We start from the raw sequence: 17347 nt of genomic DNA on the forward strand, positions 1-17347 counted from the left end.
ACTTTTAGGAGCGATGTTAAGGGGGAAGATAAAAATTTAACAAGGAGTTGACCTATTTGGTCTAGCATTAGTAGCAGTTAAAAGGTGTTGAACCAACTTGACCAATCATATGAGCCGCTTGCCATCTTGCACCATCCCAATAGATTGTCGCTTCAACTTTTCCTGGACCAGTTACAGTTGTTACATTTGAAGGGTCTTTGAGCGCCGCCTGCCAACCTGACCATGTTAAGTGTATAAGTCCATTTCCATTTGGATGAACTCCAAACGTAACAGAATATTTTCCTGGCCATGTAGTCTCAGTATCTTCAAAAGTATAATTTGCATGCGACCCTGCGACACAGCCCTGATAATCGCGAAGACGAGGTCCGTTGTCTTGCCAATTGAGAGTTCTGTTTCCACTTGCGATAACTTCCGCATTTGTCCATGGAACTGAAATATCTTGAGTTGTTCCATCGTGGAAAACTTTGATAACGCCGTAACCTGAGTTTGTAACCCCTTCTCTGGCGACAATTCTATCTGTCACAAGAGCGTCTTTTAAATCTGTTGTTAAGGAGCCAAACGCTTCAACATTGGTAATTTCATCGTCGGCAACAAGACGAAGTTGGTTAACTCCTGCACTACCTGCTGATGCGTAACCAGTGAAGCGCCAATTTGTAACACTTGAATTGCTGTTAATAGCAATGGCCAAGTATTTTTCTGCGGCGTAGTCGACATATTTAAGTGTGACTCCTTCATTGTAACCAATCACTGAACCGCGACAAGTTTGATAAGCACAGGCGGTATTCACTTCAAGTGAAATCTTTCTATTCCAAGTGCCAGTACTTCCTCTTTCACCATTTATGCGACCGAGTACATACGACTCTGAAAGATTTGTTCCAATATAGGCCTTATGAAGAAGTATGTAATTCACACCACCGGAATCTTCTGTTGATGTTCTACCTGTTATTGTTCTGTTTATGAGATAATTTTTTGAACCATTGACGACATTAAGTTTTGAATCAGTATTTGGATTAGGTGTACCGATTCCAACACTTCCTCCTTCAGAGATAGAAAGTCCAATTGTGTCGTCGCCATCAGCGGCATCTCCAGTATAAATAAGCACACCTTCTTCACCACTTAAATTGAGTTTACCTGTTCCAAATTGACGGATTTCATTTCCATCAATGGCCATAAACTGTCCTTCAGCATTACTAACAACAATTCCCGAATTGCCCATATTGGCCGAAGAAGCTGCAATCGTAAGACCGTGTGATGTATGAACTTGTAGTTTCCCGGTCGGCGTTGTTGTTCCCATACCGATATTTCCATTTCCTGCAATTGTAAGTTGATCAACCTCAGTCGCAGGTGTGGCATTATCTGAATTTCTTTGTAATGCTCCAATTTTCATAACTGCATTAGAAGCATTTGAAACACTTTTTTCAGAGCGGATATAGTGACCAGCAACATATCCTACATCTCCGTGGTTTGGAGTTAAAAGTATCCCTGCAGTTTGCTGTCCACCTGAAGTGTATTTTTGTGAACCCACTTGGATATAACTTGCAGAGTTTGTATTCGAACTTGGGGCAGAGAATCTTGCCACAACGTTATTGGGGGCATCACTTGTTTCAATATAATTATAAATAGAACGATTACTTCCTACATCAAGCATTGATAGTGGATTCGTCGTCCCAATACCAACCTTTCCATCATTTTTTATCGTGACGTAATCATTTGTTCCAAGTCCACCAGGACCCGCAATTGAAAATGATCCTGTAGCATCATTAAGACCCATATTTACTTGGTCACCAGCACCACTGTCGGGTCTAAATGTCATATAGGTATTTGTGGCCCCAGTGGATTCTAAAATCATGCGACCATCACTTGCTGCGATATGGGCCGTTACTTCTGGAGTTGTCGTCCCAATACCTAACTTCCCATCGTTTTTAATAACTGCTTTCGTTGAAGCGCCTGTGTTGAAAATAATATCACCGGAAGTATTAGCATCTGAATCGGCAGTGATCACAGCATTTGTTGTATTACTTGAGCTCTCAGCATTAAGTCCAGTAAGTGCTGAACCATCTCCTTGGAAGGCCGTTGCCTTGACTGTTCCTGTAACTTCTAGAGGAGTTGAAGGAGTTGTATTTCCAATTCCCACGTTTCCATTGGTATCGATAATCATTCTTGTTTGACCGTCTGTTTGCAATAACATTTGTGCGGCCATGGGATTTTTTATGGCCGTCATTGGTTCTACCGTGGCGAATGCAGGAGTCGTTCCATCATCTAAGATGGCCACAGGGGCGGTAGATGCAGTTGATTTCACCACAACATTATAAGTATAGCTATTTCCTACCTGTCCAAATCGTAAATAAGCAGTGGAAGTGGCGCTGTCAAAATACCATTGATAGCTTATTAAATTATTGCTCACTTCGGCATGTAAAACACGAAAAGCAGTTGTTCCTCTTGTTAGTGCCACTGTGAATTTGGCCGCGACAGCTGTTGTGGAATCGGCCGTTGTTCTAATAGAGCGAACTTCAACTTCAGTGAGTTGAGGAGTTGCAGGAAGAGAGAGAAGAATTCTTTTACCTGCAGTTGCATCAGCATGGGGTAATGAGATTTTTGTTGCCCAACTATATTCAGTTTGATTGAGAGAAAGATTTCCTTGAACATCTAAAGTGGCCAAAGGTGTAGCGCCACCAATTGCAACTTTTCCAGTACTATAACTTAGATCATTGGTCGTTTTTGTCCAGTAGTTAATTGCAGCTGGATCTGCATCAATAGTGATATCACTTGAAAGGGCACCGCCTCCTGTGAGTCCAACTCCTGCTGTTACTGTCCTTGTGTCAGGCACGGCCCCAACGTCTGAAGCTGTGGCCCCTGTTTTACTTATCTTTGCCCAGTCAATGGGACCAACGATTTCACTATTTTCAATAGTGCTTCCAAGCTTTGAAACATTACTTGAAAGTTGAGTATCTGGAAGTGTTCCCGTTGTTATTTTAGAAGCATCAACTCCACTTGCAATCATGGTATTTGTAATACCACCTGTTGCCACTGAAATTGTTCCTGTCGAAGTAATAGGTCCACCTGTAAGACCTGCTCCTGTCGCAATATTTGTAACTGTTCCCGTTGTATCAGAAGGCCAACTTGTGCGGCAGTCTGTACCAATACAAAGCTCTGTTGCCTTCACGCCTCCAGAGACTTCTAATTTTTTAGTAGGGGAAGCAACTCCAACTCCGACATTGACATTAGTGAAGTTGATTTTTGTTCTTGCTGCATCGATACTTGAAATTTCTAATACGGAATTATCTTCTGCGATGCTGTAAGAATCCCCAATAATAATAGAACCGTTAGGTGTTCCATCCGCTGTGTCAATATAGAGGTTTTTAATAAAAGCATCGCCTTCAACATGCAACTTACGCGAAGGAGTAGCGGTTCCTATTCCCACATTGCCCGTAAGGCGATATACATTTCCACTATTCTCAGTCCATAAATCTGTATTGTCGTCATTTGCACAAGCAACAAAAATTGGACCTGCCTGATATTTTAAAATTTGACCCGGTAAACATTCTGCTGAGAAATCTGCAAGCTCTATTGTTCCATCTGCGATCATTGCAGAGGTGATGCTAGGGATTCTTGCACTAGCGAATACACCAGTAGTAATTTTTGCGGCATCTAAATCATCTAGTCGTGTAGCTGGAAAAGTTCCTGAACCTATTTTTGTAGCATCTAAAAGAGGAATCCTTGCCGTTGCAATTGTACCTGCAGTTATTTTTGAAGCATCAATGTCAGCACCTAGTTTTGCATTTGTAATGGAATTGTCTTTGACTTCAATTTCATTACTAACATTAAGACCAATAGTTGCATTGTCATATTTAACATTAACCGTTGCACTACCAGTTGGATCTGTGACAGTTATGGCCTCTCCTGCATTTACTCCTGTAACAGTTCCAGAAGCACCACTTAAATCATCAGCACATGTCATATTGCCACTACCATCAAATTTAATAATTTTTCCAGCGCTACAAGTTCCACTTGTTATCTTTAGATGTCTCACTTCAATACTTGCATCGTCTACAGATTTTGCTTTTTGTGAATATAAAGAAATAGGAGAGTTGTTAATCTTTTGTTTTGTATAGGTCTTTGTATTTGTTCTATCTGTGATTTGAATATAAAGAGAAGAGCTGCTTGCAATGGCCTCACTGATTATTGTCGTTAGAGTTTTTGTATTTCCTTCACAAGTTGTTGCATAATCAAATTCAATATTGAAAACACCGTTTGCGAGATTCACGCCATCAATGTCAATTGAACATTTTGAAGTTGTATCAACAAGGATTTCAGCAGTTAAATTGACTGGACCAGATAAGGGCGCACCTGAGGAAGCATCAGTGAGTCGACCAGAATACGAAATTTTATCGGCCGCATAAATTTGCAGTGAAAATAAGAGAAGTGAAAATGGAAGCCACTTTTTTATCGTCATTAAATTTCAACCAACGTACAGCTAAATAAGAGTAAAAAATCATTAACTGCTCTTATTATATCGGCAATTTAGATATATTTATTTAAATTCAGATTCAAAGAATAAGCTCTTGAAAGTTAATTGTGTTTCATTGGGTTAAACACTCGCTGGTGACAAAAATATTAGTCAGTTCTAAATGAGATTCCTTCGAGAGAAATCCAAACATTTGACCCACTAGTCGGTTGAACACATCCATTGGTCAAAATATCCATACGACCAATTGTATTGGGATCAGTTTGAACAGATTGTAAAATGCGGTACGCAGGAGTGTAGCCTGTAGGGAGTGTGAAAGCACAAGTGACAAATGTTCCACCTGTGATTAAACCTCTCAAGTGAACAATGCCATTGTTGTCTTTATAATAACCAGCAGGAGAATATCCATTATTGTAATTAGTCCAAGAATTTTGAAATGTAGGTGATTGCCATGACTCAAGAGTAGGGATTTTGTGAATCTCTACTGATTCAATCACTGAGTTTCCTGTTCCATTATAATTGGCAATGATGACGACATTAAAGTATTTTGCTCCCGGATCAAATTTATTATCTCCTGTTCCTCCTGCAATATTATGACCTGAAATAACTCCTGATGCCGTATAGGTGCTTCCTGCAGCAAGATTATAGGCCTCGGCAGCGAAGTAGTTGTAAGAGTTTTCATTGTCAGCTTTAATACTTGTAAAATTTGCGTCTAGTGAATCAGCTCCGACATAGAAAGTACCAGTGCCATCAATTTTTTTCGCTCTTACTGTTACTCGATATGAACCTTTCGGATCTATGGGAATACGTGAATTGATAAGAAACCATGAGTTTCCAGTCGCCTTCATCCCTTTATCTGCAGAGCTATAAACTATTGTTCCTGATTGCGGAATGATCATGTCAGACCAGTCTTGATCTCCAAGCTGTATTCCCATACTAGGATTGTATCTGGTAAGAGGATTTCCTCTAACGTCGATATTTCCATTGTCTTGAATGGTAATAGCGTTTTTAAAATTTGTTGTTCCAAGAACAAGGTCAGTATTTGAAGAGGCCCTAATTTTAGCGGCAGTGAGATCTGTTCCATCAGCTTCGTATCCAATGACGACTCCACCTTCTGTTGTACCTTTTTCAAAACGTGCGAGCCAATGCTCTCCACTAACAACACCTAAATCTTTTTGTAAATGAAGCGGGTCCGTTGGAGCATTCGGGCCAATTCCAAACTTACCATCTGCGCTCATAATAAAGTTGGTTGTATATGTTGAGGGTTTTGTAAAAAAATCTGCAGAAGTTTCAAAGTATAAATTACTCGCATCTGCCCTAAGTCTTATATCTTCGGGATCACTTACTGTTTTATCTTTAAAATATAAAGAAGGTTGATAGTTTGAGATGACAATACCATCATCATCATCGTTAGTGCCTTCTGTCGCTATATCTCCTGCACTAACTTCAAATCGTGACAATGGTGTCTCTGTACCAACACCAACGCGTCTATTTGTTCCAACATGAAAAAAGTTTGTCCATGAGTCTGTGACAAGTGCTTTGTGCCAAATTTGAAAACTATCAGTTGATGGTCTTACTCCATAGGCAAATGCATTTGTTTGAGCATTGTCATCCCCATCATAAGAAGAATAAAAATCTAAGTTTGGAGAATTATCAGTTCTTGAAATCATGATGGCATCATTGGCCGGATTAGTTCCATAAATTGAAACTAAAAAGTTTGGATCAGGAACCGTTGTGTTGATCCCAATATGTGGCCCTAGGGCATTTGCTCTTAACGTTAATGGAGTAGAAGTATTCGCGTTAGCACCACCGCCAGTCTCTGTGTCAGTATTGTTAATACGGAAGATTATTTTTCCTTCGACCTCATCGTTTTGATAATTCTGAACAGTCGTTCCATCCGTTAAGTGAGTTGAAAATGATTCACTTACACTTGAACTTCTGAAAATACTGAATGGTCTATTGGCCCAAGGATCTGGACTTTCTGCTAAGTATGTTCCTGAGATGATGGCCGTTGGAGTTGAGCCTGCTCCTTGCACATGGAGATAGGCGGCAGGACTTATTGTATTAATCCCTAGAAAACCATTGTTTTTAATCGTTACATAATCATTAGTACCAATTCCGCCAGGACCTGCGATTGAGAAACTTCCTGTGGCATCATTTAATCCCACATTAACTTGATCGGTAGCACCACTATCTGGTCTAAAAGTCATAAAAGTATTTGTGGCCCCTGTTGATTCTAAAATCATTCGTCCATCATTTGCGGCTATGTGTGCTGTGACTTCAGGTGCAGTTGTTCCGATACCAAAACGACCATTGTTTTTTATAATGGCCCTTGTAGAAGCGCCAGTATTGAAGAGAATATCCCCTGAAGTATTTGCATCTGAGTCGGCAGTGATCACGGCATCTGTTGTATTGCTTGAATTTTGAGCAGTGATTCCTGTTAGAGCTGAACCATCTCCAACAAATGCGGTGGCCTTAACTGTTCCAGCGACATCTAGTTTTTGGGTTGGAGCATTTGTTCCAATACCAATATTGTTATTTTTTGCAGCATAAAGTTGGTTTGATAAACGAGTGTATTCTTTTGCAGAAACTTCGGCCGTGAGATTGGCATTATCTTGACTGATAAAGGTAAACACTTCGGGATCTGTTGTTTGTTTGAACCCTTGGAAGCCAATTCTGTTGGCATGAAATTCGCTGCCTGTATCATAGCGAAGTGCCCACCAGTTTTCACCTTTGTAAGTAATTTCAGTCAGCGCAATTTTATTTTCGATTCGATATGCTTTTGTGATTTCGCCAATGTCTGCATATGCAGAAGAAGTATCAATGACCACATCAACAAAATAGGGGCGCGGTATGGCATCACTCGCGCCACGGTGGCCATAGATTCTTCCGTAGATTTTGTCTTCACTTGATGTTTTTGCGAGAAGAAGATAGGTGATTTTAGTGTAGTCGTAGCTGGCATAGTTCACATAGTTATGAGTATAAAAACCTGAAAACTCAGCAGGTCCTTTAACTGTAAGCATAGAAGTAGGTGTGGTCGTACCAATTCCAACTTTTCCACCTCTTGTAATTGTAACAAGCTCTTGTGAATCAACGACACCTGTCCCACCATAAATATGAATTTTATTATCATCGCCAGACAGTCTTCCATCATACTGAATAGACATTGAATGAGTAACTGTATTATTTTCAGTGAAAATTAAACCTTTAGGTGCAACGTCACCAATATCTGTGACCTTGATATTTCCACCAGAGTACTCAAGATCGTTTGAGACTTTTGTCCAATAGTTAATGGCCGCAAGATCGGCATTAATAGTTATATCACTTGAAAGAGCTCCGCCTCCTGTAAGACCTGTTCCCGCTGTCACTGTTCTCGCTGTAGGGACAGCGCCAACATCAGAAGCAACGGCCCCGGTCTTACTAATCTTGGCCCAATCAAGAGGGCCTACGATTTCACTATTTTCAATAGTGCTTCCAAGTTTTGAAACATTAGATGAAAGTTGAGCATCAGGTAAAGTGCCTGTTGTGATTTTTGAAGCATCAATTCCAGTGGCGAGCATAGAGTTATCAATACCACCAGTTGCAACAGAGATCGTTCCAGATGAAGTTATTGGACCACCTGTTAGACCTGCTCCCGTGGCAATACTTGTGACTGTTCCTGAAGTATCTGATGGCCACGTTGTTCTACAATTAGCGCCTATACAAACTTCTGTCGCTTTTATTGCACCATTAACATCTAGTTTTTGACTTGGCGTTGTTGTGCCAATTCCAACGTTACCGTTAACATCGACTCTTACTTTTTCTGTACCATTTGTTGTGAGAATAAGATTGTCGTCGCTTGCTCCCACTCCTGGCATATTGCCAGTTCCACTACTGCTAAAGCGAATGAGCGCAGTTGCGGCCGTACTCGAAATTCTCGCAGGAGAATTTGTCGTTGAACTGACATGTAAAGGTTGAGTAGGGGAACTCGTTCCAATACCAACGTTGCCGCTAGTGCGATAGATGTTCCCAGCGTTTTCAGTCCATAAATTAGTGTTATCATCATTTCCACAGGCCACGAAAATTGGGCCCGCTTGATATTTTAAAATTTGACCAGGTAAACATTCGGCCGCAAAGTCTGAAAGTTGTATTGTGCCATCTGCAATCATCGCGGAAGTGATACTAGGAATTCTCGCACTCGCAAAGACTCCTGTTGTAATTTTAGCAGCGTCTAAATCATCAAGACGAGTGGCCGGAAAAGTACCAGAAGCAATTTTGCTCGCATCTAAAAGTGGAATTCTCGCATCAGCAAGTGTTCCCGATGCAATTTTTGCAGCATCAATATCAGCAGCTAGTTTTGCATTATTCACACCAGCGTTTTTAATTTCTAATTGATTTGAACCATTAAGCGCAATGCTTGTGTTGTCATAGAGAACGTTTACAACAGCATTACCCGTTGGGTCTGTGACGCTTGTTGCTTCACCAGAATTTACACCTGTAACAGTTCCCGAAGCACCACTAATATCTGTCGCACATATCATATTTCCACTGGCATCGAATTTAATCACTTTGCCAGAATCACAAGTTCCACTAGTAATTTTTAAGTGCTTTTTTTCAATTGAATTATCAGTAACAGTGGCCGCCTTTGTTGCAAAAAGCGCTAGAGGTGTGTTGTTGATTTTCTGCTTTGTGTAGATTTTAGAATGAGTTCGGTCAGTGATTTGAATATAGAGGTTACTCGATGCACTCACAGCTTCGGCGATAACTGTACTCAATGTTTTAGTATTTGATTCACAGGTTGTAGCATAGTTGAATTCAATATTGAAAACACCATTTACAAGTTGAACACTATCAATATCGATTGAGCATTTGTTTGAAGAGTCCACGTAAACGTCTGCAGTTAAGTTCACTGGGCCAGATAAGGGCGCACCACTTGTAGCATCAACAAGACGACCTGAGTAAGAAATCATCTCACTTGCAAAGATCGGATAACAAAATGTGACTAAGATTAGTAATACTTTTTTCATATTTCACAACAAACGTGCAGCAAATGTTAAAGCGCATTAACTGCTCTTATTATATCGGTATTTTAGGTGGATTTATTTATCTTTAGGATAGGTGTCTAAGTAATTGTTTGCTCGAACAAAGTTTTTAAGTGGGATTTATTAATATGGCAATATTATTGGCCAATTAACGGACGTAAATAATGACTTGGCGTGAATCATTCCCAAGGGCATCTCCACTACAATAAGGGCCTGATTGGCTTGTGCCTGCTCCACAATAGGCCGTTCCAAGGCCCCACCAATTGACGGCGTAACGATTATTTACTGTACAGCAATCTCTCATGAAAAAGCCCTTCGTACTATTTGTAAAACCCATATGAAGCTGCATTGAAGGTACTGTAGAGTAACCCCATGTTGGTCTTTGAATCCAAGTTGCAGGAACGTTAGAAAATAGAGTCGTCTGATTATCAGAAACATTTTGCTGTGAAATTGTTCTTTTGATTTGATGATAACCAGATTGGTTGGCCGTTGCAGTTTGCTGACCAATGAGAATGTCGCTAAATCTCATGCCTGTATTCATGACACCCATTGAGTAGGCCTCTGAGGTTGCTTGTAAAGAGCCTGTCGATGAATACCATCCGAAGTCCATCAAGTTATTATTTGGAAGCCAGTTTTTGCCATTGCTTTGGCAATCAGTTTGATTGGTATAAGTTGGGTCATCACAGGCGTATTCTCCTGCTGTTGGAGGGCGAGTTCGAGCAATAAGAGTCCATCCACCACCATCAGTTGTCATATCACAATAGGCAAGCATTGGAGCAATAGCGCCATTACCATCTGTATCAATGATATAATATCCATCTCCCTTTGAGAGTCCCATACTCAATATTTCTTTACAAGATTTATAGTTTTTATCAATGCGTGAAAATAAAGAGGCTTGAGCTACACCATTGCTTGAACCGTGAGTTTGATCAGAGGCCGGCATACCTACAACAGTACCCCATCCCTCAGTTGCACCAATTGCGTAAAACCAATTCGTATGATTAATAGAACCATCTAGTAAAGAACCATCACCATTTGTAGGTCCATGGGTTCCATTTCCAAGTTCAAGACCACCCCAAAAATTTGAAGTGGCATCGAGGTAGAGACCAGCATAGCCAGCAACATTTACATCATCAGTGGGAAGTGATGTTTGTGTCCAATAGTTTCTTTTTCCATTGTCAGGCCAGCGAATCTCTAATTGATAGCGGCCATATTTATTAAACCAAGGTAATTTGTCTATGATGGAGTAGAGATTAGATTCAGGCCATCTTTCATTGCTGTTGATTGCTGCACTTGTAGAAGCAAAATATCCACCAGCAATATTTTGATAAAAGACTCGTGTTAAAGCACGACCCTTGTCATAAATTTCATCAAATTTACAATAAACTCTAATGGGAGTTGTGTTCGCTTTCCAAAGTGGCTGCACAGTATAGTAATCATTCGCTGTTACTCCTTGATAGGCGAGAACATCACAACTTTCAGGATAAGGAACATTAAAACTATGAACATTTTTAAGATTTGCAATCTCTGTATCGCTTAGAGTTCGATCAAAAACAAAAGTTCTTGTAATGTCCCCAATAAAGAATCTGTCACCACTATAAGCATTCGAAACAGTTCCCCCTATGAAGAGTTTTTCATTGGCGAGGTTAATAGTATAAGAATCTGTGTGAACTAGGGCCCCATTGTGATAGAGCTTAATTGTGCCGTTATTATATGTGTATGCGATGTGCTGCCATGTGTTTAGTTGGATTTCATTACCTGTTGAACATCGATTGGTATCAGAGTTGGTAGTGCTATACTCATGAAAACAAAAATTCTGATTATTTAAAACTAGTCCAGCATCAATATTATTTCCAACTCCTTGGCCTATAACGACTTTGAAACCACCTGTGGTCGTTGGTTTAATCCATGCCGACACGCTAAATGCGTTTGTGTCTTTTATTGGAATAGGTGAGTAGACTTTGTCATAGGTCGTTGCGCCTTCAAATTGTAGGGCGGTATTTGGAATACCATCTGGTCCTGTTGAAAAAGTTGCTCCTGATATCGTGGCCCTTCTTCTTTGAGGACCATTGTCATAGAGCTCTCCCGGATAAGTTGGATTGTTTTCAAAAATTAGATGAGATACTAGACCTGTTCTTAATGAACCTGAAAAATCACAATAAGTAGTGACGCTCGTTTTACCATCAGGAAAGATTTTATAGTTACCATCAGTAATACTTGGAGTTCTATCAAACAAATCAAAACAGTTTTTTGGAAGAGAGTTGTCTCTAATATAGTAGCGTGCAATGACATTGGCATCTCCACCGTTAAAGCCACCAACACCTCGAACTCTATTGGCATCAGTGTTACTTACTCTGCTGTAGATCCAATCTCTTGGGAAGTTCTCGACATCTGAGATTCCAGTTTGATCAAATGTCTCAGGATGACAATTTCCCCACCCAATATTCGATCCGGAGCTTCTCATTTGATTAGCTGAGTATGTAACACCACGGCTATTTCTAAAAGTAAATTGCTCACTGTTTGGCAATGGATCACATGTGTCTGAAGATGAAACAAGTGTACCCGAAAGAAAAGAGTTTAAAGTTGAGTTTTGCTCAAATTTAATTGCACTGTAATCAGTTGCTGCCCAATTCCCAATATCCTTTGCCATAATTTCTGTGGCCGTAGGGAATTTCGAAATATTAAGCATTCCTGTAAGAAGGGGATTATCATGATTGTATGTAGAAAAAGAAATTCCCGGAGTATTTGCTAGATACCAATCGAAATGCTGTTTAACTGGGGTTGATGCATTTGCTGAGTTCGCATAAAATAGAGTCCAACCTCCACCGTTTGTAACCATGTCGCAATAGACATCAAATGGCGCATTTCCCTCTGGACCATCGGGATCAATTTTATAAACACCACTTTGCACAGATGAATATTTGGCCAGTTCGTTACAACTTTTTGGGTAGTAGGGGCGAACCCAAAATTCTGTTTTTGTGGTATTCGTTTCAGTTCCTGAATAGTAAGCAGGAATTTCTCCAGAACTATAATCGACAAAAGATGCTATAGCGTAGTGCCAGTTTGAAACACCAACTGAGCCATCTATAAAAGAACTAGTACAAGCGATCGAGCAGTTTCTTTCAACTCCACCCCATGAAGCACCAGAATAGGTTATATCTATCGGAAAATATCCTGCAACGGGTTGATTTACAGTTGGATTTGTCTTTTGTACCCATACATGTTTCGCTGCAACTCCTGCCCAGATAAAACTGAATGTGAAATGGTCCTGGCTACGGAAAAGTTCTAACTTGTTTAGAATGGAATAATCTGTTGCAGTTGGAGTATTTTCATTTTTTAAATAGGCTTCTCTTAATGTGAAAAGATATGGTCTAGTTTGTCTTAATAAAAGTGTCCAACCTCCATCTTCTCGGAAGTCGCAGTAGGCATTGAATGCGGGGTGGCCACTTGTCCCATCGGGATCAATAGAAAAAACGCCATCAGTTCTTTCACCTACTTGGAAATAAGAATGACAATCTTTTAACGAACTTGTTCCAGTTACAGTTAAACCTGTTGGAACATTTGCCATGAAAGAAGTCCACGTCGCTGCAGATTGGGTTGGAATATAGAAGTTGTTATCTGTATTGTTTGCAACGTGAAAGAAGCCACTTGTTGATTTAATGTATCGGCTTGTCCTTGCTTCGACAACATAGCCTTCACTTTGAGAATTGATAGCAAAGATAAATTGTGGTGTGAATAATAAAAGAAAAAAGATCGTCTTAAACAAACTATTGTCCTTTTTCAAGATTATCTAGTCTCTCTAGGATCGATTGCATTGCCTTGTTTTGCAATTCAATTTTTTCTTTTAGAACTTCGTTCTCTTCTTCCAGTGATGCAATCTTGCGTTCATATCCTTCGACTTTATCATTGAGCTCTTTTACGGCCTCAACAACAGGTGCAACTAAGTTGGCATATTTTACGGCCTTATAACCAGAAGTTTCATCTGTGACAACAAGTTCAGGAAAAATCTCTTCCACTTCCTGAGCAATAAAACCATAAGTTTTAAGATCATTCTTTTTCCAAACAAATGAGACACCGCGAAGACGTAGTACTTTATCAAGTGCAGAATCAATCGGGTGAATATTTTTTTTCAAGCGGCGATCAGATGTTGTAAGGTACGATGTCGCTTTGACATTGTTGGCCACTTCAAGTTGTTCAGAAGGTGCCGCAACTCCAATTCCTACTTTTCCGTTATTGCCAATTTGCATGATATTTAAATTTGCTCTGGACTTAAAGCTCATCCCATCAAGAGTTGAGTTGAAGTGAAGTCTCATATCATAATCGTCTGCAGTATTGTCTTTGAAGTCGATATATCCTGCAGTGTCCGTAGGAGTCGTAGCTGGATTGCGATAAATTTCGACGCCTTCACCAGTTAATCTTGTACTGCCGGTTGAACTTTTAACTTCAAGTTTTGCACTTGGAGTTGTTGTTCCAATCCCAACGTTTCCAGCTCCATTCATCATTAGACCTATACTGTCAACACTCGCAGTGTTTCCTGATGAATAGCGAATGGCAAAGGCATCGTCTGTATTGTTATTTCTTAGATCCATTATAAAAGATGCATTTGTAGGCCCTTGAATTACCCCTCCATTTGTAGTGGTTGTTCCAGGATTAAGTGCTGATATATCTTCAGCTGGACTGAGTCTAATGGCCGTGCCTGAACCTGTCGCATTGGAAACTCTTGCGACACCAATAACTTCCAAGTCTGCACTCGGTGATTCGGTTCCAATACCTACATCTCCAGTGGCAGTAATTGTCATTCTTTTTGTATCATTGGTAAATAAACTCATTGGTTGAGCAACAGTGTTACCAATCATAATTTGATGGTCTGTAACAATTGTATTTCCATCAAAGAACATATTTGGGCCTGTGGCATTTTCTTGAATTCGAACTACTGCTCCGGCTGTGTTCATGGCCCCAATACTTCCCATGGATGTTGTTTTAAAAACATGGAGTCTCGCATCAGTAGGAGTATTTGTTCCTATTCCAGTGTCACCAGCTTTGTTAATTCTCAATGTATCAACGCCACCGACTTGAACTCCAAAGTATGAAAGAGCATTTTCATTATTTTTATCAACTTGAATATTGAAACCACCATTTGCCGACTGGGCAAGAATAGAGTGGTCAACTCCTGTGTCTGTATCTGTAAAATCCATCGCGGGAGTTGTGCCAGAGATATGGAACATACTTGAAGGTGAAGTCGTGCCAATACCGATCTTACCATCATTTTTAATCGTCATTTTTGTGGATGCACCTGTATTGAATAAAATATCACCAGTCGCATTGGCATCAGAGTCGGCAGTGATGACAGCGTTTCCTGTATTGCTAGAGCTACTTGCATTTAATCCTGTTAAACCAGAACCATCTCCGATAAAGGCCGTGGCCTTAACAGTACCGTTGACGTCAAGAGCTTGAGTGGGGGTGACTGTTGCGATACCAATTTTTCCATCACTTTTGATGACCATTCTTGTTTGTTCTATAGTTGAATTATCGGGAGTTGTTCTAAACTCCAAGCGTCCTGGCATATCATTGTCTCCAGGAACTCCATCTATGTGCCCAACGATCCTTGCAACATTGTGATATTGATCACCGTCGTACCCTTGACCCCATAGCGTAAATATTTCGTCATTGTTTTGAACGATCGTTCTTGCGTCTACAGTCCCGCGCGATTTTCTTAGTTGTAAGTGAGAACCATTTACATTGTCACTGCTTCTTGAATTGATAATTGCAGGGTTATTTTCAACATGAAGTCTATACTCAGGAGTATCTGTCCCAATTCCCACATAACCATTATTTCTTCTAATTGTAAGGGCATTAATATCTTTAGTGATATCTTTATCACTTGAGTCGTGAGCTCCAATATGAAGAAGATTTGTTGAAGAAGCATCATAATGAATGTAAGTACCTTGATATGTACCATTACCTTCAGTGAAGCGAATTCGACCACCTTCAACTTGATTGATACCACTTCCTCGCAAATGGATAATAGGTCCATCATCTTGGTGGTCAGCCCCAGCTATTGTTAGTGCATTTTCTATACTTGTTGTTCCAATAGCAACTTTACCAGTGTTGTAGTAGAGATCATTTGTGCTTTTAATCCAGTAGTTGATGGCCGTTGGATCAGCATTTAGAGTAATGTCACTCGACAATGCTCCTCCGCCAGTGAGACCTGTACCAGCTGTTACTGTTCTTGCCGTTGGAACTGCTCCTACATCTGAGGCCACGGCCCCAGTTTTGCTTATTTTTGCCCAATCAATGGGACCGACGATTTCGCTATTTTCGATAGTAGAACCAAGTTTTGTAACATTTGATGAAAGCTGTGCATCTGGAAGAGTACCAGTCGTTAATTTTGAAGCACTAATTCCTGATGCAACCATTGTGTCAGTAATACCACCAGTTGCAACAGAGATCGTTCCTGTCGATGTAATCGGTCCACCAGTAAGACCCGCGCCTGTGGCAATATTTGTAACAGTTCCAGTCGTATTCGAAGGCCATGCAGTTCTACAGTCTGCTCCAATACAGAGTTCTGTCCCTTTTATGCCACCATTGACGTCTAGTTTTTTCGATGGAGTTGATAATCCGATTCCGACATTTCCTGTTTCAGTAAGGCGCATAGAATTCGCAACACTAGAACTATTATTATAAAATCTTAAATCTCCGGCGTTAGTAAGACTGATCGTCGCATATTTAGCGCCATCAGTACTTTCCATCTTTATTCCACCATCAACGGTGTCCATAGAAGATTTAATAGTTAGTCTTGCTGATGGAGTTGTTGTACCAATACCAACGTCACCTGTAGCACGATAGACATCACCAGAATTTTCTGTCCATAGATTTGTATTATCATCATTCCCACAGGCCACAAAAATGGGACCCGCTTGATATTTTAAAATTTGACCAGGAAGACATTCTGCTGCGAAATCAGAAAGCTGAATAGTGCCATCTGCTATCATGGCAGAAGTGATACTTGGTATTCTTGCTATTGCAAAAACACCTGTTGTAATTTTAGCAGCGTCTAAATCATCAAGTCGAGTCGCAGGAAAAGTACCAGAGCCAATTTTGCTTGCATCAAGAAGTGGAATTCTTGCATCAGCAATTGATCCTGCAGTAATTTTTGAAGCATCGATATCGCTGCCAAGTTTTGCATTTGTTATACTTCCATTTTTTACTTCAAGTTCATTTGATACATTCACTCCAACAGTCACATCATCAAAAAGAACATTGATGGCCGGGCTTGTTGTAGGGTTTGTTACATTTGTTGCAATACCTGAATTGACATCAGTAACAGTTCCAGATGCTCCACTGATATCTGTCGCACATGTTAAGTTTCCGCTAGCATCAAATTTTAAAACTTTCCCATTATCACAAGTTCCACTAGTAATTTTCAAATGACGTAGTTCAATTGATGCATCTTCAACTTGCATGGCCTTTTGGGCCACAAGGGCAAGGGGAGTGCTATTAACTTTTTGTGCTGTATATGTATTAGAGCCTTCTGTTACTCTAATTTCTAATTTCTTATCACCAGTAACGGATTCAGAAATAATTGATGATAAATTTTTTGTATTACCATCACATGTTGTGGCGTAATCAAATTCAACGTTGAATACACCATTGGCCAAGTTGACTGTAGGGAAATTGAGTGAACAGCGAACACTATCATCAACAAGAATATCGAAAGTTAATGAAACTGGTCCGGATAGTGGCGCACCATTCGAAGGTTGAACTAATCGACCAGAGTAAGAAATTTTCTCACCCGCCAGTGCAACACTCGATAATAGAAATAATGTTAGCGCCAAAATTCTCATTAGTTCTGCCAATATAG

General features: G+C 40.2%; 4 protein-coding genes. All 4 read right to left on the minus strand.

Translation table 11 applies throughout. From position 1 onward, the window contains the following. Window positions 1-67: 67 nt before the first annotated feature. The 4 genes from M899_RS00170 to M899_RS00185 all read right to left on the minus strand — a co-directional run bounded on the left by M899_RS00170 (window position 68) and on the right by M899_RS00185 (window position 17342). Complete coding sequence (locus M899_RS00170; protein ID WP_021269377.1) at window positions 68-4453, minus strand: beta strand repeat-containing protein; 4386 nt, start codon at window positions 4451-4453, stop codon at window positions 68-70. Window positions 4454-4614: 161 nt separating this feature from the next. After that, complete coding sequence (locus M899_RS00175; RefSeq protein ID WP_021269379.1) at window positions 4615-9471, minus strand: hypothetical protein; 4857 nt, start codon at window positions 9469-9471, stop codon at window positions 4615-4617. A gap of 163 nt (window positions 9472-9634) precedes the next feature. Continuing rightward, window positions 9635-13252 carry a fibrinogen-like YCDxxxxGGGW domain-containing protein gene (locus M899_RS00180; protein ID WP_021269372.1) on the minus strand — a complete coding sequence of 1206 codons (3618 nt, stop codon included), beginning with the start codon at window positions 13250-13252 and terminating at the stop codon, window positions 9635-9637. A 1-nt stretch (window position 13253) separates the two neighbouring features. Next, window positions 13254-17342, minus strand: a complete 4089-nt coding sequence (locus M899_RS00185; protein WP_155897010.1) for a tail fiber domain-containing protein — start codon at window positions 17340-17342, stop codon at window positions 13254-13256. Window positions 17343-17347 lie beyond the last annotated feature (5 nt).

This window comes from Bacteriovorax sp. BSW11_IV, from assembly GCF_000447755.1.
Classification (GTDB): domain Bacteria; phylum Bdellovibrionota; class Bacteriovoracia; order Bacteriovoracales; family Bacteriovoracaceae; genus BSW11-IV.